Here is a 24,644-nt window from a genome sequence, read left to right as displayed (position 1 = left end):
CTTGCCGCCTCAGCCGTATTCGACTTCCCGGGACTCTCGACGCATCGACTGCGGAGAAACCCCCAGTTTGCGAATGAAGACTTCGCGCAGGTGACGCCTGTCGCGAAACCCGGTTTCCCGGGCAATCACTTCAAGGGAATGATGGCCTCGCTCAATCATGTTCCTCGCCGTTTCCAGGCGCAGTTTCTCGACGGCCTTGGCGGGAGAATGGCCGGTTTCGGCGAAGAAAACCCGGCTGAACTGCCGCTCGCTCAGGTGCACGACAGCGGCCAGGGTTTCAACGCTCAAGGGGCCTGAGAGGTTGGCACGGGCGTAATCCAGCGCGAGTTGCACGCGGTCGGATTTGGGCGCGAGCTTGAGCATTTCCGAGTGCTGAGACTGCCCGCCCGATCTGCGGTGGTACATGACCAACACCCGCGCCACACCATTGGCGATGTCCGGCCCCAGGTCTTCCTCGACCATCCCGAGGGCCAGATCCATCGCAGCGGACAGCCCGGCGGATGTCCAGAGATTGTCGTGGTTGATGAAAATCAGGTCCGAATCGACCTGGGTTGCCGGGAAGCGCTGCTGCAGCAGCTGCGCATAAGCCCAGTGCGTGGTGACCCGGCGGCTGTCCAGCAGCCCGGCTTCGGCCAGAACGAAGGCTCCGGTGCACAAGCCGGCGGTACGTCGACAGGTCTTGGCAGCGGTTCTCACGAAATCCAGTTCTTCGGCGCTGGTGCTGCGATCGACCGGGTTGACGACGCCCGAGACCATCCAGGTGTCGGCCAGTGCCGCATCAATGGCGGCCTGGGTGCTGACCCTGGCCCCGACCGAGGACGTGACCTCGCCACCACGCAAGGAATAGTTGGTGACCTGGTAGACCTGAGACTTGGCGACCACATTGGCGAACTCGAACACCGATTGGGTGCCCAGGGCCATGACCTGAAAGCCTTCCGTCAAAAAATAGCCGATTCGATGCATGTCTCTCCCCCAGCGTCATGTCCGAAAACACGACCATAAATGTCATTTTATTTCCAGTCAATGCGATGCAGTATGCCAGTCAAATGAAACACGACAGTGACCGAATAACGGTAATAACCCGACTAACAAACTCGCTATCCACTGCAACGCCAGCGCAACTTTAAACGCTATATAACCCGCCCTGCAATCTGACTATTCTCATTCACAGGCCGGCAGTATGCGCGCGCATCGCGACCTCCATATTTCGGGACGAAACCGCTCTGGAGCGGCGCTTTCAGAACACCGAAAAAAAGATGACTCAATAAGTTATAGATCATTATCCACTGACAGGATAACCGCGCACGAATTAAACAGTCCGCATCATTAAGCATCAGGCACCCGTACACAAACACGCCCAACACCCACGTGCTCACTCTAACTTTCCAGCCGCCCACTTCACGGATAACAAGATGACTGAATACTCCGCAAGCGCACAAAGTCCAACTCGCTTCATTGAAGTCAACGGCAGGCAACTGGCCTATCGCACATTCGGCAGCGGCACACCACTTGTGCTCTGCGTGCGTTTTCGCGGCACGATGGACTCGTGGGACCCGCTGTTTCTGGACAGCCTGGCCGAGCAGGGTTTTCAGGTGACGGTTTTCGATTACAGCGGCCTGGGACAGTCCAGCGGCGAGCGCACCTACAACCCGGCGTCGCTGGCCAAGGATGCGATTGAGCTGATCTCGGCACTGAAGCTCGGCAAAGTGGTGATCGCAGGCTGGTCGCTGGGCGGTATTGCCGCGCAGATCGTGCTTGCTCAGGCGCCGCAGTGGGTGAGCCATGTCGTGCTGCTGGCGACCACGCCGCCTGGCCAGCTGGTCAAGCCGGGCGAAGCGTTGTTCTACGAGCTGGCAAAGCGGGAGAACGACCTCGAGGACTTCGTCAGCCTGTTCTTCGAACCCACATCCCAAGCAAGCAGGGCTGCGGCCGAGCGCTCATGGCAGCGCCTGAACACACCTCGCGACGATGCAAGCCCCGAGGTTGAACATGCCTGGGCTGCCGCGCAGCTGGGCGATGCCCCTCGCAACCCGATGTTCCCGGCAGATGCCGTGCTTCATGTGCTGAAAACCACCGAGGTGCCGGTGCTCCATCTGGGTGCCGACCACGACATCGTGTTTCCGGTGGAGAACTGGTACGCGCTGAGCGATCAACTGCCGACCCTGCACATCGTCACCTTCCCCAGCGCCGGGCATGGGCCTCAGTTGCAACACCCTCGCGCCGCCGCCCGGCATATCGCGACCTTCGTCGCTGCGTCCAGCGGAGACAACCAATGAGCGACCTGATCGAATTCGCCCTGAACGCCGCCGGAGGCCTGGAACGCTTCAACGCTTTTCGAAGCGTCTCGGCGACCCTGCACCACAGCGGCGTCCTCTGGCCTCTGAAGAAATGCGACGGCGTGCTGACCGATTCGCGTGTCACCGTGCAGCTCCATGAACAGCGTGTGTCCCATGGCCCTTTTGCACCGGGAACCGATCATTCGGTCTACACGCCCTCACGCGTCGAGATCCGCCGGGAGGATGGCAGCCTTGTCGAGGCGCTGGACGCTCCACGCGCATCCTTCGAAGGGTTCGAGATGGAAACGGCCTGGTCCCGCCCACAGCTCGCGTACTTTGCGGGCTACACCATGTGGACCTACCTGACGTCGCCATTTCTGCTGCGCCATCCTGGCGTGCAGGCGCAAGAAATCGAGCCCTGGTCAGTCGATGGCCTGCCGTGGCGGCGGCTTCGCGTCGAATTCGCCCCTCACATCGCCAGCCACAGTTCAGTCCAGACACTCTACTTCGACAGCGACGGCCTCATGCGCCGCCATGACTATGAAGTCGACATTCAGGGCCGCAACGCCGCAGCCCGTTACCTCAGCGATTACGTGGAAGTACAGGGCATCCGGATGCCGACGCGTTTTCGCATTTACCCACGCACTCCCGACAACCTGGCCCTTGCCGAGCCCTTGATTGTCGGCGTTGACCTCTCGGACTTTCATTTCGAATAAGCAGGTGACTCATGACTACAAACGCAACTTACCGCGCCGTCATCGCGACTGCGCCCGGCCAACTGGAATTGGTCGAACGCCTTGTCCCGGAACCCGGCCGCGGCCAGGTGCGCATCCGGGTCGAAGCCTGCGGCGTCTGCCATTCCGACAGCGCCACAGTGGAAAATCTCACGGGAAACATCAGCTACCCACGGGTACCAGGCCATGAAGTGGTCGGCCGGATCGAAGCGCTGGGTGCTGACGTCCAGGGCTGGAAAACCGGCGAACGTGTCGGGGTCGGTTTTCTGGCAGGCGAAGATGGCACCTGCCCGTCCTGCCGTCACGGTGACCTGGTCAATTGCCACAACCCGGTGATCACCGGCATGACCCACGACGGCGGCTATGCCGAGGTGATGCTGGCCGAAGCGCGCGGGCTGGTACGCGTGCCCGAGTCACTGGATGCAGCCGAGGCGGCGCCCCTGCTCTGCGCCGGGCTGACCACCTTCAACGCCTTGCGCAACTCTCCCGCGCGTGCCGGTGATGTCGTGGCGATTCAGGGTCTCGGCGGTCTGGGCCATCTGGCGGTGCAGTTCGCCCGCAAGATGGGCTTCTACACCGTGGTGATCGCCCGCGGCGCCGACAAGGCCGGACAGGCGTTGGCCCTTGGCGCTCATCGCTATATCGACTCCACCGAAGAGCCGGTGGCCGACGTGCTGCGTTCCCTGGGCGGGGCGAAAGTGGTGCTGGGCACTGCGCCGAGCGGTCAGGGCATGGCGCAGACCATCCCCGGGCTCACTGCAAGGGGCCAACTGGTGGTACTCGCCGTCCCCGGTGAACCGCTGAGCGTCAATGCCACCGACCTGATTTTCGGCGCGCGCTCGGTGGTCGGGGCCCTGACCGGAACCGTCCCGGACAACGAACAGACGCTGGCCTTCGCCAACCTGCAGGACATTCGTCCGCTGATCGAGACATTCACCCTGGACCAGGCGCAAGAGGCCTACGACCGCATGATGCGGGCCGAAGTGCGCCTGCGCGCCGTGCTGGTCATGAACCCCGCCCACCCATGAGCGACGCAAAATCAGGAGCCCTGCCATGAAAGCCATTGTTTACGATCAACCGGGATTGCCCATCGATAACCCCAACGCTCTGTATGAGGCCGAGCTTCCCGTGCCTGAGCCAGGCCCAAACGATCTGCTGGTGAAAATCCAGGCCATCTCGGTCAACCCGGTCGACAGCAAGTTGCGCCTGAGCATGCCCACCAAGGCCCCGCGCGTACTGGGCTGGGACGCTGTCGGCACGGTTGTCGCAACAGGTCCCGGCGTCAGCCTGTTCAAGGTCGGCGATGAGGTATGGTACGCCGGCGATATCACCCGCCAGGGCAGCTACGCCGAGTACGGTCTGGTCGATGAGCGCATCGCCGGACATCGTCCGAAATCGATCCCGGTGTCCGATGCGGCAGCCCTTCCGCTGACCGGCATCACCGCCTGGGAGCTGCTGTTCGATCGGCTGAGGATCCCGGAAGGTGGCGGCAACGGCCAGACCTTGCTGGTCATCGGCGCGGGTGGCGGTGTGGGTTCGATCCTGCTTCAACTGGCGCGCCAATTGACCGGCCTGACCGTCATCGCCACCGCCTCCAGACCCACCACCCGCGAGTGGGTCAGTGCCTTGGGCGCGCACCACGTCATCGACCACGGGCAGCCACTGCAGCCGCAGCTCGCGGCGCTGGGGCACAACGAGGTCGAACACGTGATCAGCCTGACTCACACTGACACGTACTTTGAGCAGATCGTCGCCCTGCTCAAGCCCGAGGGGCAGCTCGCCCTGATCGACGATCCCGCCACGCTCGATGCCATGCCGCTCAAGCGTAAATCGATTTCACTGCACTGGGAGTTCATGTTCACCCGCTCCATGTACAAGACCCGGAGCATGCTCAAACAGCACGAGCTGTTGAATCGAATCGCGCAACTGATCGATTCAGGCACGTTGAAGACCACCCTGGGCACGCACCTGGGCACCATCAACGCAGAACACCTGCGCCAGGCGCACCGCCTCATCGAAAGCCACCAGACCAAAGGCAAGCTGGTGCTGGAAGGTTTCTGACCTCCTCTGATCGCATCGCCCTCTCAAACCCGAATAGCCATTGCCCCGCAGCACGCGGGGCGATGGCTCGGCACACCTGGAGGCGTGGAAATGGCGTTCGCCTCACTGCGAGGATTTCACCGGTTTTTTCGAGTACAGGAGCTGTTCCTTGGCTGAATCACACGCCCCCGCACTTACGCCTGCGGCTGCACCGCAATGTCCATCCGGCACACATACCCTGCGCGAGCATCTGCTGCCGTGGAAAGTGAAAAAGGCCAAAGCGCTGATGATCCGGCTCATGATTCAAGGGTGTTCAGTAGCAGGCATCGCCAGGGAATGCGCCATGTCCAGAAGCCACTTTACCCGCTCGTTCAAGAACGCGACCGGCATGTCGCCTCATGGCTGGCTGCAGCGGGAAAAGGTGCGCAAGGCCGAGGAACTGATCAGATCGGGAACGATGAGCATGTGTCAGATCGCACAGGAATGTGGATTTTCCGATCAGGCCTATTTCACCCGGGTGTTCAGCAAGCTCAACGGCGTCAGCCCCAAGCGCTGGCAATTGCAGCACCTGTCCCGGCAGGCGACTGCCTTCGACGCTCAGCCGCTCAACATCCCATGACACATCAACCCCAACACACTGCGCATGTGCGCCGCATGAGCCTGGCGATCGGGCGCTGCCTCAGTTGCCAGGCGAATGAACGCCAGGTTCGCGTACTGGTTGAACAGGGTCGCGGCGACGTCGATGTCAACTGACTCACGCACCTTGCCCAGTTGCTGAAAGTGCTGCAGCAGCGAGCGGGCGGCCTCGACCACCGCCGCATTCCACGGGCCGAAGGCTTCTGCCAGCTCACCGGTGAACAGGTACGGCGCCAGCTCCCGCCATAGCGACGCCGGCATGGCCTGCAGCTGGTAGCGGGTCATCAGCCCTTCGAGTTCGCAGAGCGCTTCCAGCGGGTCAGAATGTTCATCCAGATTGGCCCGCGCCTCGCTCATCGCCTGTTCGTCAGGGGCCTTGAGCAGGGTGAGCAGGATCTCCTGCTTGCCGCCGAAGTAATTCACCACCGTGGGCGCCGAGACCCCGGCCTGATTGGCGATCTGTTCAAGGGTCGTTGCGGCGAAGCCATTGCGCTTGAACAGGGCCAGCGCGGCCTGGGCGATGTCGTGTCGGCGCTGTTCTTTCTGCCGCTCTCTCAATCCGGTCATGGGGGCTCTGGGTCGCTCTCGGGTGGCGTCGTCGATGGCTGGCAGGTTACGAAATTCGGTTTTTTCCCACAAATATTTTCTTTACAAAAATATTTTTAACTGACAAAAATTGATGCACAACACAGCCCCTCCCCCGGCGAAACCGGCGCGGGCGAACCCCAAAGGAGATGCGTCATGACCATTCAACTCGACAGCGAAATCAACGGCGGCCGCAGCACGAGCGACTATCAGGCGTCCGATGCGGCCCACCACATTCACGCGTTCGTCGACCAGAAAGCCCTCAACCAAGAAGGCCCGCGGGTGATGGTCAGGGGCGAACGGCTGGCGCTGTGGGACAACGACGGCAAGCGTTATCTGGACGGGATGTCGGGCCTGTGGTGCACCAACCTGGGCTACGGGCGCAAGGACCTGGCCGCCGCTGCCAGCGCGCAGCTGGAGCAACTGCCGTACTACAACATGTTCTTCCACACCACCCACCCGGCGGTGATCGAGCTGTCGGAGTTGCTGTTCAGCCTGCTGCCGCCCCACTACAGCCACGCGATCTATACCAACTCCGGCTCCGAGGCCAACGAGGTGCTGATCCGCACCGTGCGCAAGTTCTGGCAGGTGATGGGCAAGCCCGAGAAGAAGGTCATGATCGGCCGCTGGAACGGTTACCACGGCTCGACCCTGGCGGCGACGGCGCTGGGCGGCATGAAGTTCATGCACGAAATGGGCGGCACCATTCCGGACGTCGCGCACATCGACGAGCCTTACTGGTTCGCTCACGAGGGCGATCTGAGCCCCGAGGAATTCGGCCTGCGCGCGGCGCGCCAGCTGGAAGACAAGATTCTGGAGCTGGGCGCAGACAAGGTCGCGGCCTTTGTTGCCGAGCCGTTCCAGGGCGCCGGCGGGATGATCATTCCCCCGGCCACGTATTGGCCTGAGATCCAGCGTATCTGCCGCCAGTACGACGTGCTGCTGTGCGCTGACGAAGTGATCGGCGGTTTCGGCCGCACCGGCGAATGGTTTGCCCACCAGGCGCTGGGCTTCGAGCCGGACACGCTGTCCATCGCCAAGGGCCTGACCTCGGGCTACATCCCCATGGGCGGCCTGATTCTGTCGCGGCGCATGGCCGAGGCACTGGTGGAAAAAGGCGGCGTGTTCGCCCACGGCCTGACCTACTCCGGGCACCCGGTGGCCGCTGCGGTGGCGATCGCCAACCTCAAGGCGCTGCGCGACGAGCACGTGGTCACTCAGGTGAAAAACGACACCGGCCCTTACCTGCAGAACTGCTTGCGCGAGGTGTTCGGCAATCATCCGCTGGTGGGTGAAGTTCAGGGCGTCGGGCTGGTGGCGGCGCTGCAGTTCGCCGAGGACAAGGCGACGCGCAAACGCTTCGCCAACGAGAACGACATCGCCTGGCGCTGCCGCACCATTGGCTTCGAGGAAGGCATCATCATTCGCTCGACCCTGGGCCGCATGATCATGGCTCCGGCCTTGGTCGCTACTCGTGCCGAACTCGATGAGCTGGTGGACAAGACGCGCATCGCCGTGGACCGCACCGCGCGCGAGTACGGGCGCCTGTAAGCTTCGCGTCGGGGCACAGGCAAGTTTTTCCGTAAGCAGGCTCCACAAAAAACCTCGTTTCGCAGGCTGCACCGCATCTCCAGAATGCAGCCATGTCCCATCTTCCGGCCCGGCACCTGCCGGGCCGGAAGATGGCAGGTCAGGACGAAACAGGACGAACACACCATGACGTTTTCAATCGTCGGCCGTTGCGCCGAAACAGGTCAACTGGGCATCGCCATCAGCTCCTCCAGCATCGCCGTCGGTGCGCGCTGCCCCTGGCTGCGTCCCGGGGTCGGCGCCGTCGCCACCCAGAACATCACCCTCCCCGCCCTTGGCCCGCAAGTGCTCGACCAGATGGAAAGCGGCCTGACGCCGGCCCAGGCACTGGACAAGGCCCTGACCAGCAACGGCTACAGCCAGTTTCGCCAGCTCACCGCCATCGACCACCTGGGCCAGACTGCGCACTTCAGCGGCAGCCAGACCCTGGGCACGCACAATGCGATTTCCGGCGAGCAGTGCGTCGGCGCGGGCAACATGCTGGCCAGCCGTGAAGTGATCGAGAAGCTGGTGCACACCTTCGAAACCAGCGGCGGCCAGCTCGCCGACCGGCTGATCGCCGCTATGCAGGCCGCAGTGGCCGCCGGTGGCGAAGCCGGTCCCGTGCACTCGGCGGCGCTGGTGGTGGTCGGCGAACTGACTTGGCCGATCATCGATCTGCGCGTCGACTGGGCCGACGAAAACCCCATCGGCAAGCTGGCGCAGTTGTGGGCCGATTACCGCCCGCAGATGCAGGATTACATCACCCGCGCGCTGGACCCGACCAAGGCCCCGAGCTATGGCGTGCCGGGCGATGAGTGAGTCCTTGAACAGCCAGCAACTGCTGGCCGCGCTGGTGGGTTTCGACACCACCAGCCGCGAGTCGAACCTGCAGTTGATCGAGTTCGTGCGCGACTATCTGGCGCATCTGGATGTGCCCTGCGAGCTGATCTACAACGCGCCGCGCAGCAAGGCCAATCTGTTCGCCAGCATCGGCCCTGCGCACGTGCCCGGCATCGTGCTGTCCGGCCACACCGACGTGGTGCCGGTCGACGGGCAACCCTGGACGGTGCCGCCATTCGAGCTCAGTGAGCACGACGGCAAGCTGTTCGGACGCGGCACCGCCGACATGAAAGGCTACATCGCCTGCGTGCTCGCCGCCGTCCCCGCCCTGCTTGCCGCGCCGCTACGGATGCCGGTGCATATCGCGCTGTCCTATGACGAAGAAGTCGGTTGCCTCGGCGTGCGTTCGCTGCTGGCCGAATTGGAACAGCGCCCGGTCAAACCGCTGCTGTGCATCATCGGCGAGCCCACCGAACTCAAGCCGGTGCTCGGCCACAAGGGCAAGCTGGCGATGCGTTGCGACGTGCACGGCGCCGCGTGCCACTCGGCGTATGCGCCGCAGGGCGTGAATGCCATCGAGTACGCCGCCGAGTTGATCGGCGAGCTGGGCCGCATCGGCCAAGGCTTGCGTGCGCCTGAGTTGCACGATCCGCGTTTCGACCCGCCCTTCACCACGGTGCAGACGGGCGTGATCAGCGGCGGCAAGGCCTTGAACATCGTGCCGGCCGACTGCCGCTTCGATTTCGAGGTGCGCGCGCTGCCGGCACACAACCCGCAGGACGTCGCCGAGCAATTGCAGCAGTACGCCCAAGAGCAGGTGCTGCCGCGCATGCAGGCGGTCAATCCGGGTAGCGACATTCGTTTCTCGCCGCTCTCGGCGTACCCGGGCCTGGCCACCGACGCCAACAGCCAGGCCGCGCGATTGATCGCACAGTTCTGTGGCTCGGAGGAATTCACCACCGTGGCGTTCGGCACCGAGGGTGGGTTGTTCGATGCGATCGGCATTCCCACCGTGGTGTGCGGGCCGGGGAGCATGGATCAGGGGCACAAGCCCGATGAGTTTGTCAGTGTCGAGCAGCTTGATGAGTGCAATGCGATGCTGCGGCGGATGATCGAAAGCCTGCGAATTTGAGACCACACGCGCCCCACCCGTAGCAGCACGGCTTGCCGGCGGGGCGGTGTGTCAGTCACAGATACTTCGTCTGATACACCGCCCCGCCGGCAAGCCGTGCTGCTACGGGGATGTGTGCCGAATTCATTTCGGCGCCAATTCTTCCTGGCAATAATCCACAAACAACTGCGCAGGCTTGGTCAGCTGCGCGCGGCGCAGCCAGGCAGCGGAGAGGCCCGAGCCGGTCACTTCTTCGGCCAGCGGCACGCACACCAGTTTCTGCCCGTCGTAGGTGTAATCGGAGGTGGGGCGAGTCACCAGGATCGAAAAGCCGAACCCGCGCCCGACCATGCCCCGGACCATCTCGATGGACGGCGAGCTGAACTGAATGTGCGGGGTCAGACCGCGCTCTTCGAAGATGCTCACGAAGTAAGTACGACTCGGCTGCACATCCAGCAGCACCATGGGTTCGAGCACCAGATCATTGAGCGACACCTTGGCCTGATGGGCGAAGCGATGACCCTCGGGCAACAGCGCGTAAGGCTGCTGCGGCGCCATCAGCGACACAGTGTCGATGGTGCTGTCCAGATCGTGCTCGTAGAGGATCGCCAGATCGATGCTGCCCGAGGTCAGCGCCTGCACCAGTTCCTGCTGCTCGCCATCACGAATGCGGATTTCCACCCCCGGCCAGCGCTCGCGAAACCCTGCGATCAGGCGCGGCAGGTACAGCGGCGCCACGGTTTCGAAGCAGCCGATGTCGATCTGCCCGGCCACTACGTCGTTGTCAGCCAGCGCGTTCTGTTCGAACTCATGGGCGACTCGCAAAAGCTCCTGGGCCTTGCGGTAGAAACGCGCGCCGCTGGGGGTCAGCGACACGCCCTGGGCGTGATGCCGGATAAACAACTGCACGGCGAAACTTTCTTCCAGGTGCTTGATCGCGGTGGAGACCGAAGGCTGGGCGATGTAGAGCTTGCGCGAGGCTTCGGCGACGCTGCCGCACTCCACCGTGGTGACGAAATACTTCAGTTGTCGCAGGTTGTAGGCTGCCATTGCTACCTCAGACTCGATGATGCTTGCCCCGGGATCGTGCGCGTTATTCTGCGTTGTCCGGCCCTCTGGAGAAACAAGCAAATTCCTCTCTATTGAGGCTAAAAAACCTCTCCCCGAAACGGTGCGAATCTGCACCAGCGTAGTGCGTTTCTGCCGAGTTTTTTTATCGATAGCGAACACATTTTTAATAATTTCCTGCCCTCCCCACATCGCCCACTATCGGCACAACTGATCAATGACATGGCCCACAGAGGCCATCCGGGAGTGTGCAGTGACGGATCTGAAAAGCTGGCAGCGCCTTGCGCAGAATCAACCCTTCATCGACACGGCGAATATCGCAGGCAAAGCCCATCGGGCGCAGAGCGGCGAAACCTTCGCCGTGATCAACCCGGCCACCAACGCGCTGCTGGCCAACGTCGCCGCCTGCTCGGACGCCGATGTCGATCAGGCCGTGCGCATCGCCCGCCAGAGCTTCGCCACAGGCCCCTGGGCGCGCATGCAGCCGCGCGAGCGCAAAGCGATCCTGCTGCGTCTGTCCGAGCTGATTCTGGCTAACCGCGAAGAGCTGGCGCTGCTCGACTCCATGAGCATGGGCAAGCCGGTGATGGACGCCTACAGCATCGACGTGCCCGGCGCCGCCCATGTGTTCGCCTGGTACGCCGAGAGCCTGGACAAACTCTACGATCAGGTCGCGCCCACCGGCCCCGGTGCACTGGCAACCATCACCCGCGCGCCGCTGGGCGTGATCGCAGCCGTGGTGCCGTGGAACTTCCCGCTGGACATGGCCGCCTGGAAGCTCGCCCCTGCGCTGGCCGCCGGCAACAGCGTGATCCTCAAACCCGCCGAGCAGTCGCCCTTCTCCGCCCTGCGCCTGGCCGAACTGTCGCTGGAAGCCGGTGTGCCCGAGGGCGTGTTCAACGTCATCACCGGCCTTGGCGAGCAGGCCGGTCGCGCCCTGGGCTTGCATCCGGACATCGACGCACTGGCCTTCACCGGTTCGACTCAGGTCGGCAAATACTTCATGCAGTACGCCGGGCGGTCGAACCTCAAGCAGGTGTGGCTGGAGTGCGGCGGCAAGAGCCCGAACCTGGTGTTCGACGATTGTCAGGATCTGGATCTGGCCGCCGAGAAAGCCGCGTTCGGAATTTTCTTCAATCAGGGCGAAGTCTGTTCGGCCAACTCGCGGCTGCTGGTGCAACGTTCGATCCACGACGAGTTCGTCGAGCGCCTGATCGCCAAGGCCAGCCAATGGCAGCCGGGCGACCCGCTGGACCCGGCGAGCAAGATGGGCGCCATTGTCGACGCCACTCAGGCGGCGCGGGTGATGGATTACATCGCCGATGCCGGCCAGGGCGGTGCGCAACTGGTGGCCGGTGGCGACCGGGTGATGATCAACGGCTCGAACAATTTCATCCAGCCCACGCTGTTCACCGGCGTGACCCACGACATGCGCCTGTCCCGCGAGGAAGTGTTCGGCCCGGTGCTGGCGATCACCCCGTTCGACGATGAGGACCAGGCCGTGCAGATGGCCAACGATCACATCTACGGGCTGGCCGCGTCGGTGTGGAGCGACGACCTCAACCGCGCCCACCGCGTGGCGGCGCGCCTGAACGCCGGGACGGTGTCGGTCAATACGGTGGATGCGCTGGACGTCTGCGTGCCCTTCGGTGGCGGCAAGCAATCGGGCTTCGGCCGCGACCTGTCGCTGCATTCGTTCGACAAATACACGCAGCTGAAAACCACCTGGTTCCAGTTGCGCTGAGGCGTTGGCACAGAACTTGAGCGCAAGGCCAGCCTGAAGGCACCACCCGCCCCGTAGCAGCACGGCTTGCCGGCGGGAGCGGTGTATCAGTCACCAACGATATCGACTGATCGACCGCCCCGCCGGCAAGCCGTGCTGCTACGTGGGCCAAGGTGGCCTTCGGATTTGAATTCATGCCCCGGCAGCTTCGCCCGGGCGCTACCCGAGTAAACACCCATGCACAACAACGACTCCAGCGCCTCCACCCTGGAACTGAGCACCATCCAGCCCATCGCCGCCGACCAGCGCCATGGCCGCGCGCGTGACCTGTTCACCATCTGGTTCGGCTCCAACATCATGCTGCTGACCGTGGTCACCGGCGCCCTGGCAGTGACCGTGTTCAAGCTGCCGTTCATGACCGCCATGCTCGCGCTGATTCTGGGCAACCTGATCGGCGGCATCTTCATGGCCCTGCACTCGGCACAAGGCCCGCAACTGGGCGTGCCGCAAATGGTGCAGACCCGCGGCCAGTTCGGCTCCTACGGCTCGCTGCTGGTGGTCGCGCTGGTGGTGATCATGTACCTGGGCTTCTTCGCCTCCAACCTGGTGCTGGGCGGCCAGTCGCTGCACAGCCGCTACCCACTGTTCAGCACCAACCAGGGCATCGTGCTGGTGGGCCTGATCAGCGTGGTGGCGACGGTATTCGGCTATCGCCTGATCCACGCTTACACGCGTTTGATGTCGTATCTGTCCGGTGCGGTTCTTTTGTTGTGCTTCATCTGGATCATCGCCGTGCACGGCCTGCCGAGCGACTTTCTGCAACGCAATGAATTCAGCCTGGCGGGTTTCCTCGGCACGCTGTCCATCGCCGCGCTATGGCAGTTGGCGTATGCGCCCTACGTGTCGGATTACTCGCGCTACATGCCGGCCGACACCGGCAGCAAGGCGGCGTTCTGGTCCAGCTACTGGGGCTGCTGCCTGGGCTCGATCCTGCCGATGGCACTGGGCGTGATCGTCGGTTTGAGCGTCGAAGGCGACATCATCGCCGGCGTCGTCGAGATGACCGGCAGCATCGCCACGCTGGTGGTGGCGGTGTTCTCCATCGGCATCGCCGCCACCAACGCCATGAACCTGTACTGCGGCACGCTTTCGGCCATCACCGTGGGCCAGACGCTGGTGCCGAAGTGGTCGGCAGGTGCGGCGTCCCGGGCGATCACCGCACTGGTGCTGTTTTCGATCTCGCTGGCACTGGCGCTGCTGGGCCAGGACGACTTCATGGCCAACTACACCAACTTCATCCTGTTGCTGCTCTACGTGCTGGTGCCGTGGACCGCGATCAATCTGGTGGACTACTACCTGGTCGCCCACGGCAGCTATGACGTGGCCTCGTTCTTCCGTCGCGACGGCGGCATCTACGGCTACTTCAACTGGACTGCCGTGGGCTGCTACGTGCTCGGCGTGCTGGTGCAGATCCCGTTCATGTCCACCGAGCTGTACACCGGCGTCATCGCCAAGGCCATGGGCGGCGCCGATGTGTCGTGGATCGTCGGCCTGGTGGTGATCTCGCCGGTCTATTACCTGGCCAGCCGTCGCCGCTCGCGCAATCAGGCCTTGAGCCCAGTGGGGAAAAACGCATGAAAACCGATTTCGACTACATCATCGTCGGCGCCGGTTCCTCCGGTTGTGTGCTGGCCAACCGTCTGAGCGCAGACCCTTCCGTCAGCGTGTGCCTGATCGAAGCGGGCAGCCACGACAACAGCCTGCGCATCCAGACGCCCGCCGGCACCATCACCCTATACAAGAGCAAGAAGTACAGCTGGAACTTCTTCAGCGCGCCGCAGAAAACCCTCAACGGCCGCTCGCTGCACACCCCCCGCGGCAAGGCGCTGGGTGGATCGAGCTCGATGAACAGCATGATCTACATCCGTGGCCACGCCAGCGATTATGACCGCTGGGGCCAGGCCGGTTGCCCGGGCTGGGACTGGAACGGCGTGCTGCCGTACTTCAAGAAGTCCGAGAACAACCGTCTAGGCCAGGACCCGCGTCTGCACGGCACCGGTGGCGAGCTGAATGTCGAGGCGGCCCGCGATCCGAACCCGGTCTCGCGGCTGTTCGTCAAAGCCGCGCAACGTGTGGGCATTCGTCAGAACGACGACTTCAACGGCGAGCAGCTGGAAGGCTGCGGCATCTACAACCTGACCCAGAAAAACGCCCGGCGCCTGTCGAGCTATCGGGCGTTCGTCGCGCCGGTGATCGAGCGCCCTAACCTCACGGTGATTACCGACTGTTCGGTGCAGGCGGTGAATATCGAGCAGCGTGTGGCCAGAGGCGTGAAGGCGATCGCCGAGGGGCAGCAGATGATCCTCAATGCGCGGCGCGAGGTGATTCTCTCGGCGGGCGCACTGGGCAGCCCGAGCCTGTTGCTGGCTTCAGGCGTAGGCCCGGCTCAGGATCTGCGTAACGCCGGGATCAAGCTCGAACACGACTTGCCGGGCGTGGGCAAGAACCTGCAAGACCACCTCGACGGGCTGGTCACCGTGCGCTCGAAAAGCCCGCTCACCCTGGGCTTTTCCCTGGGTTCGCTGCCAAGCATTCTGCTCTCGCCGTTTCGCTATCTGGCGCGCAAGAAAGGCTGGTTGACCACCAACTATGTCGAGGCTGGCGGCTTTGCCCGCACGCCGCTTGCGGAGTCGTTGCCCGACGTGCAGTTTCACTTCGTGCCGGGCTACCGCAGCCATCGCGGGCGGCTGTTCGAATGGGGCCATGGCTACGCGGTGCACACCTGCGTGCTGCGCCCGAAAAGCATCGGCGAGATCCGTCTGGGCCAGAATGGCAAGCCTGTGATCGACTTCAATTTCCTCTCCGATCCCGATGACGCCAAGGTGCTGGTCGAAGGCCTCAAGCTTGCGCGCAGGATCCTTGCCGATCAGCAGTTCGACGGTATCCGCGGCAAGGAAATGCTGCCCGGCGCCCACGTACAGACCGACGAACAGCTGATGACCTACATCCGCGACTACGCCGCCACCGTGTTCCACCCGGTGGGCACTTGCAAGATGGGCGTCGACGCGATGGCGGTGGTCGATCCCGAGCTCAGGGTGCACGGCATCGAAGGCCTGCGGGTGGTCGACGCCTCGATCATGCCGACCCTGATCAGCGGCAACACCAACGCGCCGTGCATCATGATCGGCGAGAAGGCGGCGGACATGATCCTGCGTGGCGCCAGCCAGGCCGGTGCTCGAGCGCAATCAGCACACGCCACCGCCCTCTGATCTCACCTGTAGCACGGCTTCTGCCCGGAGGGCGTAGGAGCCTTGCTTGCAGGCGATCTGGCGCGCAGCGGCAGCGAAACCATGCGCCTCGGCACTGTCAGACATACCGCGTGCTCAGGGTTTACTGCCGCTGCGCGCCAGATCGCCTGCAAGCAAGGCTCCCACGCCCTCCGGGCAGAATCAAAAGCGAACCCAAACGTCCTCAAAAGAACGCCGTTTCCTGCACCGAGAAGCGGCGTTCATCAGCGCAAGCGCCCCACCTTCGCGCACATTTCCCACCCCAGTTTTTTCCTCATCAGCGACCACATATTTACTAATTTTCGCAGGCCCCGACATGGGCCAACATCAACCCTGCCCTACAGAGGCAAGAGGTCCATCAGAGGCCACGAGCGTTGTTTGTTTTTGGCGTCTAGCCCCACTGCCCCGTGAATAACGATTTTAAAAAACACCAATCCGGGAGTGTTCAATGATCAAGTCTTTCGTATCGCGTTGTGTGCGTCCGCTGGCCGTCACTGCCCTGGCGGCCGGCATCGCCAGCGGCGCCCAGGCCGGCACCCTCTCCATCGGTCATACCACCTGGGTCGGCTACGGCACCCTGTACCTGGCCCAGGACCTGGGCTACTTCAAGGAACAGGGCCTGACCGTCGAATTGCCGACCATCGAAGAAGCCTCGATGTACATGGCCGCCCAGGCCTCGGGCAAGTTGTCCGGCTCGGCTTCGACCATCGATGAAATCCTCAAGTACCGCCCGCAGTTCTGCTTCAAGGCCGTGGCCGCGCTGGATGAAAGCCACGGTGGCGACGGCGTGCTGGTGGGCAAGGACGTCAACAGCCTGAAGGATCTGAAAGGCAAGGCGGTGGCCGTCAACGAAGGTTCGGTCTCGCAGTTCTGGCTCAACTACCTGCTGAAAAACGCCGGCATGAAGATGAGCGACCTGACCATCCAGAACATGACCGCCGACGACGCCGCCACCGCCTTCATCGCCGGCCGCGTACCGGCTGCCGTGACCTGGGAGCCGCACCTGACCGGCGTGCGCAACAAGCAGCAAGGCAAGGTGCTGGTGGACAGCAGCACGACCCCGGGCGTGATCGTCGACGTGGTCGCCCTGAGCTGCGATGTCATCGACAAACAACCGCAGGACGTCAAGGCGCTGGTGTCCGGCCTGTACAAGGCGGTGCAGTACACCAAGGACCACCCTAAAGAGGCCTACGCGATCATGGCCAAGGGCGTCGGCGGTTACCTGGCCGACCCGAAGGAGCTGGAAGCCGCAGCCCAGGGCGTGCGTTTCTATGACCAGGCCATGAGCGAAAAACTGCTGGGCAGCAACGGCAGCAGCGGCGATGCGGCCGGCGTGATCAAACTGGCCAACGAGACTGCCAGCGAACTGCAGGGCAAGCCGTTCAACGTCAGCTTCAACGACCTGGTCGACAACCGTTACATCAGCCCGAAATAACTCAGGCGAATCAGGAGCACCTCATGTCCAAGCGCAATTCGTGGCTGAACCGCTGCATCACGCCCAAGACCAGCCTGCCGGTGCAGGTGATCTGGAGCGCCAGCGGTCTGGCCTGGGCCCTGCTGATCGGCCTGTGGGCGATCCTTTCCTACGGCGGCGTGGTGCCGTCGATGTTTCTGCCCACCCCGGGCGCGGTGTTCGACGCGGCCATGCGCCTGGCTCATGACGGCACCCTGGGGCCGCACGTGTGGGCCAGTGTCGAGGTGGTGATGGTCGGTTTCATCATCTCCTCGGTGGTCGCCGTACCGATCGGCCTGTTGATGGGCAGCTTCCGGGTGGTGCAGGCGTTTCTCGAACCGCTGGTGAACTTCATCCGCTACCTGCCGGTGACCTCCTTCGTGCCGCTGTTCATCCTGTGGATCGGCATCGGCCTTGAGCAGCGCGTGTCGATCATCATCTTCGGCGTGTTCTTCCAGCAACTGGTGATGATCGCCGACGTGTCCAAAGGCATTTCCAAAGACCTGATCAACGCCTCCTACACCCTGGGCTCGAACCGTCGCGATGCCGTGCTGCACGTCATCGCCCCGGCCTCCTTGCCCGGCGTGCTGGACACCCTGCGCGTGACCATGGGCTGGGCCTGGACCTACCTGGTGGTGGCCGAGCTGGTCGCCGCGAGCAGCGGCCTGGGTTACCTGAGCTTGAAAGCCATGCGCGGCTTCCAGGTGGACGTGATTTTCCTGGCGATCGCCGTCATCGGCCTGCTGGGCCTGATCACCGATCAACTTTTCCGACTTCTTCGCCTGAAGGTGGCCGCATGGGCTCAGTAACCGTAACTTCCCCGATCATGCTCCGACCCACGCCTGTCACCGCACCGGCCACGCCAAGGCTGCGGGTCGACAACGTCAGCCTGCAGTACAAGACGCCGTCGGGCAGCACCTTCACGGCGCTGGACAAGGTCTCGTTCGACGTGCCCGACCAGCAGTTCGCCGTGTTGGTCGGCCCGTCGGGCTGCGGTAAGTCGAGCCTGCTGTACCTCACCGCGGGCCTGGCCGAGCCGACCTCCGGCGACATCTACGTGGGCGGCCAGCAGGTCGACGGCCCGGGCGCCGATCGCGGCATGGTGTTCCAGAGCTACACGCTGTTCCCCTGGCTGACCGTGCGCAAGAACATCGAATTCGGCCTCAAGCGCCGGGGCATGCCTGCCGCCGAGCGCAAGGAGATCGTCGACTTCTACCTCAACGAAGTGGGCCTGCTGCGTTTTGCCGACAACTACGCCAAGCAGCTGTCGGGCGGCATGATGCAGCGCGTGGCCATTGCCCGTGCGCTGGCCAACGACCCACAGATCCTGTTGATGGACGAACCCTTCGGCGCCCTCGACAGCCAGACCCGCCTGCACATGCAGCAACTGCTGTTGAAGATCTGGGAACACAGCAAGAAGACCGTGCTGTTCGTCACCCACGACATCGACGAAGCGATCCTGCTGGGCGACCGCATCTTCGTCATGGGCGCACGGCCCGGGCGGATCAAGCAGACGCTGGACGTGCCCATGGGCCGCCCGCGCAACCTGGACATGGTCATGGACCCGGATTTCATCCGCATGAAACGCGAGATCTTCCACCTGCTGCACGACGGCCCGGAGGAACATCTGGACTGATCAAGCCGGGCGCAGCGGACGCGCCCGCCCGACACCTTCGTATGACCGCGCAGCGCGGTGGGCAGTGCTAGAGTCTGTCGCCAGACGCGCCACTTACCTGCGCCATCGACGAAGGAGTACATCGGATGAAAATCGGTTTCCTGGGCCTGGGCAACATGGGTCAGGCCATTGCCAGCAACCTGCTCAAGGGCGGCCACCAACTGTTGGTCTGGAACCGCTCGCCCCAGGCCACACAGCCGCTGGTCGAACTCGGCGCAAAGGCCGTCGCCGAACCGGCCCAGGCTTTCGCCGCCGACGTGGTGTTCAGCATGCTGGCCGACGACAAGGCCCTGCGCTCGGTGCTGATCGATTCAGGCCTGCTCAAACAACTCAAGGCGCCGCTGATCCATGTGAATCTGGCGACCATCGCCGTGACCTTCGCCGACGAGCTGGCCGAGTTGCATCAGGCCCAGGGCGTCGACTACATCGCCGCGCCCGTGATGGGCCGCCCCAACGTCGCCGCCGCGGCGCAACTGAACATCCTCGCCGCCGGCCCTGAAAAGGCCATCGACACCGTGCAGCCGCTGCTGGACCTGATCGGCCGCAGGACCTGGCGTCTGGGCGAGAAGGCCTCGCAGGCCAACGCGATGAAACTGGCGACCAACTTCCTGCTGGTTTCGGCAGTGCAGGCCATGAGCGAGGCCTCGGTGCTCGTCAGCCGCCACGGCCTGAAATCGACCGACCTGGTGGACCTGGTGTCCAGCACCATCTTCACCGGCCCGGTCTATTCCGGCTACGGCGCCCTGATCGGCCAGCGCCACTACGAACCGGCCGCGTTCAAGGCGGTGCTGGGGCTCAAGGACGTCGACCTGATTCTCGCTGCCGCCAGCCAGGTGTCGGTGCAGATGCCGAGCGCCGAGATGATCCGCGCCAATCTGCAAGCGGCGGTCGAGCATGGCGACGGCGAGAAGGACCTGGCCGTGCTGGCCGAAGTCGAGGAGCGGCGCAACCTCGGGTGATCGCAGGCGGGCTCACTGCTCGTCGTCTTGCTCGCTGTGCACGACCACCAGCAACTGGGCCTGCACCTCCCCCACCGAACGCAGGCGATGGGGCTTCTGCGCGTTGAAGTGCAGCGCATCGCCGCGCTCCAGAATCACCCGCTCGTTCATGAAGTCGACCTCGACCCGGCCTTCATGGACGAACAGAAATTCTTCGCCCACGTGTTCCTTGAAGGTGGTGCCCGCAAACTCCGGCGGCGGAAACATCATGAACGGCAGCAGGTTGCGGTCGCTGACCTGATGGGCCAGCACCGCGTAGCTTGAACCCTGTTCGCTGTTGGCCAGCATGTGCCGCTGGTCATGGCGCACCAGGCTGTAGCTGTCGAGGTTCGCCTGGCTCTCGCTGAACAGGTCCTCGACGTTGACGTGCAACGCCTTGGCCAGCTTCAGCGCGGCGGCGATCGATGGCGTGTTCAGGCCCCGCTCGACCTTGGACAGGTAGCTCTTGGTCAGCCCCGAGCTTTCGGCCAGCGCCTCAAGCGTGACCCCCATTTTCTTGCGCAGCAGCTTCAAACGAATGGACATGGGTAAAAACTTTTTCCGTCGAACGGCGAAATTATACGTTGCCAATGACACCTTGTGTCATTAGGATTGTTTTGTGTCATTTAAACCGACCCGCCCCTCACGACGCTCGCTTCCCTGACACCGACCTTAGCTGCCGAGGACCCTGCAATGGCCACGACTCTGGAACTCTCGAAAGAACATCTGATCTCGCATTCCAACGCGAAGATGGATACTACGTTAAAAGACAACACCTGGACGATCCGCCAGAAACTGGCGCTGACCTGCCGCATCCTGTTCGACAACGGCCACGACTCGGGCCTGGCCGGCCAGATCACCGCGCGCGGCGAGCAACCGGGCACCTTCTACACGCAGCAACTGGGCCTGGGCTTCGACGAAATCACCGCCAGCAACCTGCTGCTGTTCAACGAAGACCTTGAAGTGCTCGAAGGCCACGGCATGCCCAACCCGGCCAACCGTTTCCACACCTGGGTCTACCGCGCACGGCCGGACGTGCAGTGCATCATTCACACGCACCCCACGCACATCGCCGCGCTGTCGATGCTCGAAGTGCCGCTGGCGGTCTCGCACATGGACCTCTGCCCGCTGTACGACGACTGCGCCTTTCTCAAGGACTGGCCCGGCGTACCGGTGGGCAACGAAGAAGGCGAAATCATCTCCGCCGCCCTGGGCGACAAACGCGCCGTGCTGCTCTCTCACCACGGCCAGCTGTCCACCGGGACTACGGTAGAGGAAGCCTGCGTGATCTCGGTTCTGATCGAGCGCGCCGCCAAGCTGCAATTGCTGGCGATGTCGGCCGGAGAAATCCAGCCCATTCCCGCCGCGCTTGGCAACGAAGCTCATGACTGGATTTCCCGGCCCAAACGCCACGCCGCCGCCTTCAACTATTATGTGCGTCGCACCCTGCGCCAGCACGTCGACTGCCTCGCCTGACCTACTCGCTTCCTGGAGCACTGCACATGTCCACCCCATCGATCCACGGCATCATCGGCTACACCATCACCCCGTTCAACGCTGACGGCCAGGGCCTGGACCTCGCCGCCCTCGGCACCTCCATCGACCGCCTGATCGAAGGCGGCGTGCATGCCATCGCGCCGCTGGGCAGCACCGGCGAAGGCGCTTACCTGAGCGACGCCGAGTGGCAGGACGTCGCCGAGTTCAGCACCGCCTACGTCAACAAGCGTGTGCCGGTGATCGTCAGCGTGTCCGACCTCACCACCGCCAAGGCCATCGCCCGGGCGCGCTTCGCCGAAGCCCACGGCGCCGATGCGGTGATGGTGTTGCCAGCCTCGTACTGGAAGCTCAGCGAGAAAGAAATCCTGCAGCACTACCAGGCCATCGGCGACAGCATCGCCACGCCGATCATGCTCTACAACAACCCGGCCACCAGCGGCACCGACATGTCGGTGGACCTGATCCTGCGCATCGTGCGCGCCGTGGAAAACGTCACCATGGTCAAGGAAAGCACCGGCGACATTCAGCGCATGCACAAGCTGCAGCAACTGGGCGAAGGCCAGGTGCCGTTCTACAACGGCTGCAACCCGCTGGCGCTGGAGGCGTTCGTGGCGGGCGCGAAAGGCTGGTGCACCGCGGCGCCGAACCTGATTCCGGCGCTGAACCTGGACCTGTATCACGCGATTCTCGAAGGCGATCTGCCAGGGGCGCGGGAGTCGTTCTATCGTCAGTTGCCGATGCTGGAATTCATCCTCAAGGGCGGTTTGCCTGCGACCATCAAGGCCGGTCTGCGCATGACCGGGCTGGAAGTCGGCGATCCGCGTCTGCCGGTGTTCCCGATCGACGAAGCGGCGCGCACCCAGTTGCAGAAACTGCTGGCGGACCTGCGCTGATCCACTGCGCGAATGCCCGGCCCATACGCCGGGCATTCACCCTCTTCAATCGCCCAGATCGTCCCAGTACGGCGGCGAGCCGATGGCCTGCAGAAAGTAATCCCACACCGCGCGGGTCTTCTGCGAGCGCAGGCGGTTTTCCGGTGAGATCAGATGAATCTGGCTGGGGATTTCCGCCACCGCCCCTGACCATTGCGGCAGCAGCTTGACCAGTTCCCCGCGGGTAAAGCGCTCCTTGCTGAACAGCCACGACGGAAACAGCACAATGCCCCTGCCCGCCAGCGCGGCCTCCACCAGCACTTGCGCGTTGTTGCTGCGCAACGGCCCGTTGACATCGATGACCTGCGCCTGCCCGCCTGCGGACGGGCGAAAATACCAGCGCTGGGCGCCATCGTTGCCCTTGTAAACCAGGCAACAATGCTTGCGCAGATCGTCGGGCGACTGCGGCGTGCCGTACTTTTCGATGTACCCGGGGCTGGCACAGAGCACGTGCTGCTGGTCGCAGATCTTGCGCCCGATCAGCCCTGAGTCCTGCAGGTGCCCGACCCGAATCGTGATGTCGAAGCCCTCCTGCACCGGGTCGAGATAGGCGTCCGACACCGCCAGCTCCACGGTCAATTCCGGGTACTGCTCATACAAGCCGTCGAGCAGTCTGACGATATGCAACTGCCCCAGCGCCACCGGTGCGTTGATCCGCACCAGGCCACGAACGCCGCCGCCCTTGCCGGTGACCTGCTCGTCGGCAGCGTCCAGCAGTTCCAGCACTTCACGAATCTGCAGGTAGTAGCGCTCGCCCGCCTCGGTCAGCTTCACCGCGCGGGTGTTGCGAAACAGCAGTTGCTGGCCGACCTCGCGCTCCAGCGCTGCGATGAAGCGCGAAACAGACGAGGCCGGCACCTGAAAGTGCCGCGCGGTGGCGGAAAAACTGCCCGTGACGGCCACCATGGCAAAGAAACGATGGGCCTTGAGGTGCATATCTGAGCCTCTTTCAGATTGCTTTAATCGCAATAGTCTTTTGCGAATGCGCTGCATTGTGGCGGTTTCAGCACGACTCTACCATCGCCGCATTCTTCACTTTCACCTGCCACATGGCAGCCGGAGACTGTTTCGATGATTGATCTGTTCGACAAATACGACCTCAACGGCCTGACCCTGAACAACCGTTTCGTCATGGCGCCGATGACCCGCTCGCGCGCACCGCAGGACATCGCCAACTCGCAGATCGCCCTGCACTACACCCAGCGCGGCACTGCCGGCTTGATCGTCTCCGAAGGCACGCCGATCTCCCGCGAAGGCCAGGGCTACCTGTTCAACCCGGGCATCTTCACCCCTGAGCAGATCGCCGGCTGGAAGCTGGTCACCGACTCGGTGCGCAGCGTGGGTGGGCGCATGTTCGCCCAGCTGTGGCACGTGGGCCGAGTGTCCCACACCTCGATCCAGGTCGACGGCAAGGCACCGGTCAGCTCCACCGGCAAGGCCGCCGAAGGCGCCATCGCCTTTGGCTATGACGAAAACGGCGAGCCGGGCTTCGTTGCCACCTCGACACCGCGCGCCCTGAGCACCGAGGAAGTCGGCCGCGTGGTCGAAGACTTCGCCCAGGCCGCGCAGAACGCCATCGACGCAGGTTTTGACGGCGTGGAAATCCACGGTGCCAATGGCTACCTGATCGAGCAGTTCCTCAACCCGCGGGTCAACGACCGCACCGACCGCTACTCGGCCCAGAGCCTGGAAAGCCGGCTGCGCTTCGTCTTCGAAGTGGTCGACGCCGTCAGCGCGCGCATCGGCGCCAACCGCGTCGGCATTCGTATCTCGCCGTATGGCCAGTTGTTCGACATGCCGATCTACCCGGAAATCGACGAAACCTACTCGGCGCTGTGCGCCGGCATGAACCAGCGTGGCATCGCCTACGTGCACGTCATGGACCAGTCGCACTTCTTCCTCGCCCAGGAAGGCGCCGACGCCCAGGAACAGGCCCTGCGCACCCTGCTGCAACACTGCAAGGCGCAACTGGGCAATACCGCACTGATCCTCGCCGGCGACATGACCCTGGAACGCGCACAGGACCTGATCGACGCCCGCCTGATCGACCTCGCCGGCTTCGGCCAGCCCTTCATCGCCAACCCTGACCTGGTGGCGCGCCTGAAGAACGGCTGGCCGCTGACCACACCGGATCGCGAGACCTACTACGGCGGCGGTGAGAAGGGGTATGTGGATTATTCGCCGTATGTGGCGGGGTGAATGGGCTTGCGCCAGGGATGGCGAGGTCGCGGGCTGGTG

23 protein-coding genes are annotated in these 24,644 nt (G+C 63.4%); 18 read left to right on the top strand and 5 right to left on the bottom strand.

The genetic code is table 11. The annotated features are described in order from the left end of the window. Positions 1-9: 9 nt before the first annotated feature. A complete protein-coding gene (locus AC1MEK_RS12545) occupies positions 10-963 on the bottom strand; it encodes a GlxA family transcriptional regulator (RefSeq protein WP_480396604.1) in 954 nt (317 codons plus the stop codon). 449 nt (positions 964-1,412) lie between these two features. Here AC1MEK_RS12545 and AC1MEK_RS12540 point away from each other — a divergent pair, with 449 nt between their 5' ends. The 5 genes from AC1MEK_RS12540 to AC1MEK_RS12520 all read left to right on the top strand — a co-directional run bounded on the left by AC1MEK_RS12540 (position 1,413) and on the right by AC1MEK_RS12520 (position 5,669). Beyond that, a complete protein-coding gene (locus AC1MEK_RS12540; protein ID WP_480396603.1) occupies positions 1,413-2,276 on the top strand; it encodes an alpha/beta fold hydrolase in 864 nt (287 codons plus the stop codon). Then, entirely contained in the window at positions 2,273-2,992 is a 720-nt protein-coding gene (locus AC1MEK_RS12535) for a hypothetical protein (RefSeq protein ID WP_480396602.1), read from the top strand. Before AC1MEK_RS12540 ends, AC1MEK_RS12535 begins: the two co-directional genes overlap by 4 nt. 11 nt (positions 2,993-3,003) lie before the next feature. Next, a complete protein-coding gene (locus tag AC1MEK_RS12530; RefSeq protein ID WP_480396601.1) occupies positions 3,004-4,038 on the top strand; it encodes an alcohol dehydrogenase in 1,035 nt (344 codons plus the stop codon). Between the two features lie 25 nt (positions 4,039-4,063). Beyond that, on the top strand, positions 4,064-5,071 hold the full coding sequence (locus AC1MEK_RS12525) for a zinc-binding alcohol dehydrogenase family protein (protein ID WP_480396600.1): 1,008 nt from the start codon (positions 4,064-4,066) through the stop codon (positions 5,069-5,071). A 265-nt stretch (positions 5,072-5,336) separates the two neighbouring features. Further along, on the top strand, positions 5,337-5,669 hold the full coding sequence (locus tag AC1MEK_RS12520) for a helix-turn-helix domain-containing protein (RefSeq protein ID WP_480396715.1): 333 nt from the start codon (positions 5,337-5,339) through the stop codon (positions 5,667-5,669). On the opposite strand, the gene AC1MEK_RS12515 is transcribed toward AC1MEK_RS12520, so the two are convergent. Further along, on the bottom strand, positions 5,648-6,253 hold the full coding sequence (locus AC1MEK_RS12515; protein ID WP_480396599.1) for a TetR/AcrR family transcriptional regulator: 606 nt from the start codon (positions 6,251-6,253) through the stop codon (positions 5,648-5,650). The genes AC1MEK_RS12520 and AC1MEK_RS12515 overlap by 22 nt on opposite strands. A gap of 174 nt (positions 6,254-6,427) precedes the next feature. Between AC1MEK_RS12515 and AC1MEK_RS12510 the strand changes: the two genes are divergently transcribed. The 3 genes from AC1MEK_RS12510 (at position 6,428) to argE (ending at position 9,815) form a co-directional block, all read left to right on the top strand. Further along, complete coding sequence (locus tag AC1MEK_RS12510; RefSeq protein WP_480396598.1) at positions 6,428-7,822, top strand: aspartate aminotransferase family protein; 1,395 nt, start codon at positions 6,428-6,430, stop codon at positions 7,820-7,822. 165 nt (positions 7,823-7,987) lie between these two features. Further along, the gene (locus tag AC1MEK_RS12505; protein WP_480396597.1) at positions 7,988-8,662 is read left to right on the top strand and encodes a DUF1028 domain-containing protein; all 675 of its coding nucleotides are present in this window, start codon (positions 7,988-7,990) and stop codon (positions 8,660-8,662) included. Further along, positions 8,655-9,815, top strand: coding sequence for an acetylornithine deacetylase (gene argE / locus AC1MEK_RS12500; RefSeq protein WP_480396596.1), 1,161 nt, complete (start codon positions 8,655-8,657; stop codon positions 9,813-9,815). The genes AC1MEK_RS12505 and argE overlap by 8 nt, the downstream gene beginning before the upstream one ends. A 123-nt stretch (positions 9,816-9,938) precedes the next feature. Here the strand turns inward: argE and AC1MEK_RS12495 are convergent, their stop codons facing one another. Beyond that, the gene (locus AC1MEK_RS12495; RefSeq protein ID WP_480396595.1) at positions 9,939-10,844 is read right to left on the bottom strand and encodes a LysR family transcriptional regulator; all 906 of its coding nucleotides are present in this window, start codon (positions 10,842-10,844) and stop codon (positions 9,939-9,941) included. 235 nt (positions 10,845-11,079) lie between these two features. Between AC1MEK_RS12495 and AC1MEK_RS12490 the strand changes: the two genes are divergently transcribed. The 7 genes from AC1MEK_RS12490 to AC1MEK_RS12460 all read left to right on the top strand — a co-directional run bounded on the left by AC1MEK_RS12490 (position 11,080) and on the right by AC1MEK_RS12460 (position 19,959). Further along, the gene (locus AC1MEK_RS12490; protein WP_480396594.1) at positions 11,080-12,606 is read left to right on the top strand and encodes an aldehyde dehydrogenase; all 1,527 of its coding nucleotides are present in this window, start codon (positions 11,080-11,082) and stop codon (positions 12,604-12,606) included. A gap of 216 nt (positions 12,607-12,822) precedes the next feature. Further along, on the top strand, positions 12,823-14,223 hold the full coding sequence (locus AC1MEK_RS12485) for a purine-cytosine permease family protein (RefSeq protein WP_480396593.1): 1,401 nt from the start codon (positions 12,823-12,825) through the stop codon (positions 14,221-14,223). Next, positions 14,220-15,854, top strand: coding sequence for a GMC family oxidoreductase (locus AC1MEK_RS12480; protein WP_480396592.1), 1,635 nt, complete (start codon positions 14,220-14,222; stop codon positions 15,852-15,854). The genes AC1MEK_RS12485 and AC1MEK_RS12480 overlap by 4 nt, the downstream gene beginning before the upstream one ends. Positions 15,855-16,320: 466 nt before the next feature. Then, positions 16,321-17,307: an ABC transporter substrate-binding protein gene (locus tag AC1MEK_RS12475; protein ID WP_480396591.1), complete on the top strand. Its 987-nt coding sequence runs from the start codon at positions 16,321-16,323 to the stop codon at positions 17,305-17,307. Positions 17,308-17,330: 23 nt separating this feature from the next. Continuing rightward, on the top strand, positions 17,331-18,134 hold the full coding sequence (locus AC1MEK_RS12470; RefSeq protein ID WP_480396590.1) for an ABC transporter permease: 804 nt from the start codon (positions 17,331-17,333) through the stop codon (positions 18,132-18,134). Then, positions 18,122-18,961, top strand: coding sequence for an ABC transporter ATP-binding protein (locus AC1MEK_RS12465; RefSeq protein WP_480396589.1), 840 nt, complete (start codon positions 18,122-18,124; stop codon positions 18,959-18,961). Before AC1MEK_RS12470 ends, AC1MEK_RS12465 begins: the two co-directional genes overlap by 13 nt. A gap of 125 nt (positions 18,962-19,086) precedes the next feature. After that, complete coding sequence (locus AC1MEK_RS12460; protein ID WP_480396588.1) at positions 19,087-19,959, top strand: NAD(P)-dependent oxidoreductase; 873 nt, start codon at positions 19,087-19,089, stop codon at positions 19,957-19,959. 12 nt (positions 19,960-19,971) lie between these two features. Here AC1MEK_RS12460 and AC1MEK_RS12455 read toward each other — a convergent pair whose 3' ends face one another. Beyond that, the gene (locus AC1MEK_RS12455) at positions 19,972-20,523 is read right to left on the bottom strand and encodes a helix-turn-helix domain-containing protein (protein ID WP_480396587.1); all 552 of its coding nucleotides are present in this window, start codon (positions 20,521-20,523) and stop codon (positions 19,972-19,974) included. Positions 20,524-20,670: 147 nt separating this feature from the next. Here AC1MEK_RS12455 and AC1MEK_RS12450 point away from each other — a divergent pair, with 147 nt between their 5' ends. After that, positions 20,671-21,453, top strand: coding sequence for an aldolase (locus AC1MEK_RS12450; RefSeq protein WP_480396586.1), 783 nt, complete (start codon positions 20,671-20,673; stop codon positions 21,451-21,453). A gap of 26 nt (positions 21,454-21,479) precedes the next feature. Further along, positions 21,480-22,367, top strand: a complete 888-nt coding sequence (locus AC1MEK_RS12445; protein ID WP_480396585.1) for a dihydrodipicolinate synthase family protein — start codon at positions 21,480-21,482, stop codon at positions 22,365-22,367. 45 nt (positions 22,368-22,412) lie between these two features. Here the strand turns inward: AC1MEK_RS12445 and AC1MEK_RS12440 are convergent, their stop codons facing one another. After that, entirely contained in the window at positions 22,413-23,342 is a 930-nt protein-coding gene (locus tag AC1MEK_RS12440) for a LysR family transcriptional regulator (RefSeq protein ID WP_480396584.1), read from the bottom strand. 135 nt (positions 23,343-23,477) lie between these two features. Here AC1MEK_RS12440 and AC1MEK_RS12435 point away from each other — a divergent pair, with 135 nt between their 5' ends. Then, complete coding sequence (locus AC1MEK_RS12435) at positions 23,478-24,605, top strand: alkene reductase (RefSeq protein WP_480396583.1); 1,128 nt, start codon at positions 23,478-23,480, stop codon at positions 24,603-24,605. Positions 24,606-24,644: the final 39 nt, after the last annotated feature.

Source organism: Pseudomonas sp. 2 (genome assembly GCF_056627435.1).
Note: the sequence above shows the minus strand (reverse complement) of the source record. Positions and strands in the feature narration are given on the sequence as shown.

Coding starts and splice junctions, on each gene's coding strand:
- AC1MEK_RS12435 (WP_480396583.1), top strand. CDS start 23,478: ATGATTGATCTGTTCGACAAATACGACCTCAACGGCCTGACCCTGAAC.
- AC1MEK_RS12530 (WP_480396601.1), top strand. CDS start 3,004: ATGACTACAAACGCAACTTACCGCGCCGTCATCGCGACTGCGCCCGGC.
- AC1MEK_RS12495 (WP_480396595.1), bottom strand. CDS start 10,844: ATGGCAGCCTACAACCTGCGACAACTGAAGTATTTCGTCACCACGGTG.
- AC1MEK_RS12485 (WP_480396593.1), top strand. CDS start 12,823: ATGCACAACAACGACTCCAGCGCCTCCACCCTGGAACTGAGCACCATC.
- AC1MEK_RS12525 (WP_480396600.1), top strand. CDS start 4,064: ATGAAAGCCATTGTTTACGATCAACCGGGATTGCCCATCGATAACCCC.
- AC1MEK_RS12515 (WP_480396599.1), bottom strand. CDS start 6,253: ATGACCGGATTGAGAGAGCGGCAGAAAGAACAGCGCCGACACGACATC.
- AC1MEK_RS12535 (WP_480396602.1), top strand. CDS start 2,273: ATGAGCGACCTGATCGAATTCGCCCTGAACGCCGCCGGAGGCCTGGAA.
- AC1MEK_RS12455 (WP_480396587.1), bottom strand. CDS start 20,523: ATGTCCATTCGTTTGAAGCTGCTGCGCAAGAAAATGGGGGTCACGCTT.
- AC1MEK_RS12510 (WP_480396598.1), top strand. CDS start 6,428: ATGACCATTCAACTCGACAGCGAAATCAACGGCGGCCGCAGCACGAGC.
- AC1MEK_RS12520 (WP_480396715.1), top strand. CDS start 5,337: ATGATCCGGCTCATGATTCAAGGGTGTTCAGTAGCAGGCATCGCCAGG.
- AC1MEK_RS12490 (WP_480396594.1), top strand. CDS start 11,080: ATGACATGGCCCACAGAGGCCATCCGGGAGTGTGCAGTGACGGATCTG.
- AC1MEK_RS12475 (WP_480396591.1), top strand. CDS start 16,321: ATGATCAAGTCTTTCGTATCGCGTTGTGTGCGTCCGCTGGCCGTCACT.
- AC1MEK_RS12540 (WP_480396603.1), top strand. CDS start 1,413: ATGACTGAATACTCCGCAAGCGCACAAAGTCCAACTCGCTTCATTGAA.
- AC1MEK_RS12505 (WP_480396597.1), top strand. CDS start 7,988: ATGACGTTTTCAATCGTCGGCCGTTGCGCCGAAACAGGTCAACTGGGC.
- AC1MEK_RS12480 (WP_480396592.1), top strand. CDS start 14,220: ATGAAAACCGATTTCGACTACATCATCGTCGGCGCCGGTTCCTCCGGT.
- AC1MEK_RS12545 (WP_480396604.1), bottom strand. CDS start 963: ATGCATCGAATCGGCTATTTTTTGACGGAAGGCTTTCAGGTCATGGCC.
- AC1MEK_RS12460 (WP_480396588.1), top strand. CDS start 19,087: ATGAAAATCGGTTTCCTGGGCCTGGGCAACATGGGTCAGGCCATTGCC.
- AC1MEK_RS12465 (WP_480396589.1), top strand. CDS start 18,122: ATGGGCTCAGTAACCGTAACTTCCCCGATCATGCTCCGACCCACGCCT.
- AC1MEK_RS12470 (WP_480396590.1), top strand. CDS start 17,331: ATGTCCAAGCGCAATTCGTGGCTGAACCGCTGCATCACGCCCAAGACC.
- AC1MEK_RS12440 (WP_480396584.1), bottom strand. CDS start 23,342: ATGCACCTCAAGGCCCATCGTTTCTTTGCCATGGTGGCCGTCACGGGC.
- argE (WP_480396596.1), top strand. CDS start 8,655: ATGAGTGAGTCCTTGAACAGCCAGCAACTGCTGGCCGCGCTGGTGGGT.
- AC1MEK_RS12445 (WP_480396585.1), top strand. CDS start 21,480: ATGTCCACCCCATCGATCCACGGCATCATCGGCTACACCATCACCCCG.
- AC1MEK_RS12450 (WP_480396586.1), top strand. CDS start 20,671: ATGGCCACGACTCTGGAACTCTCGAAAGAACATCTGATCTCGCATTCC.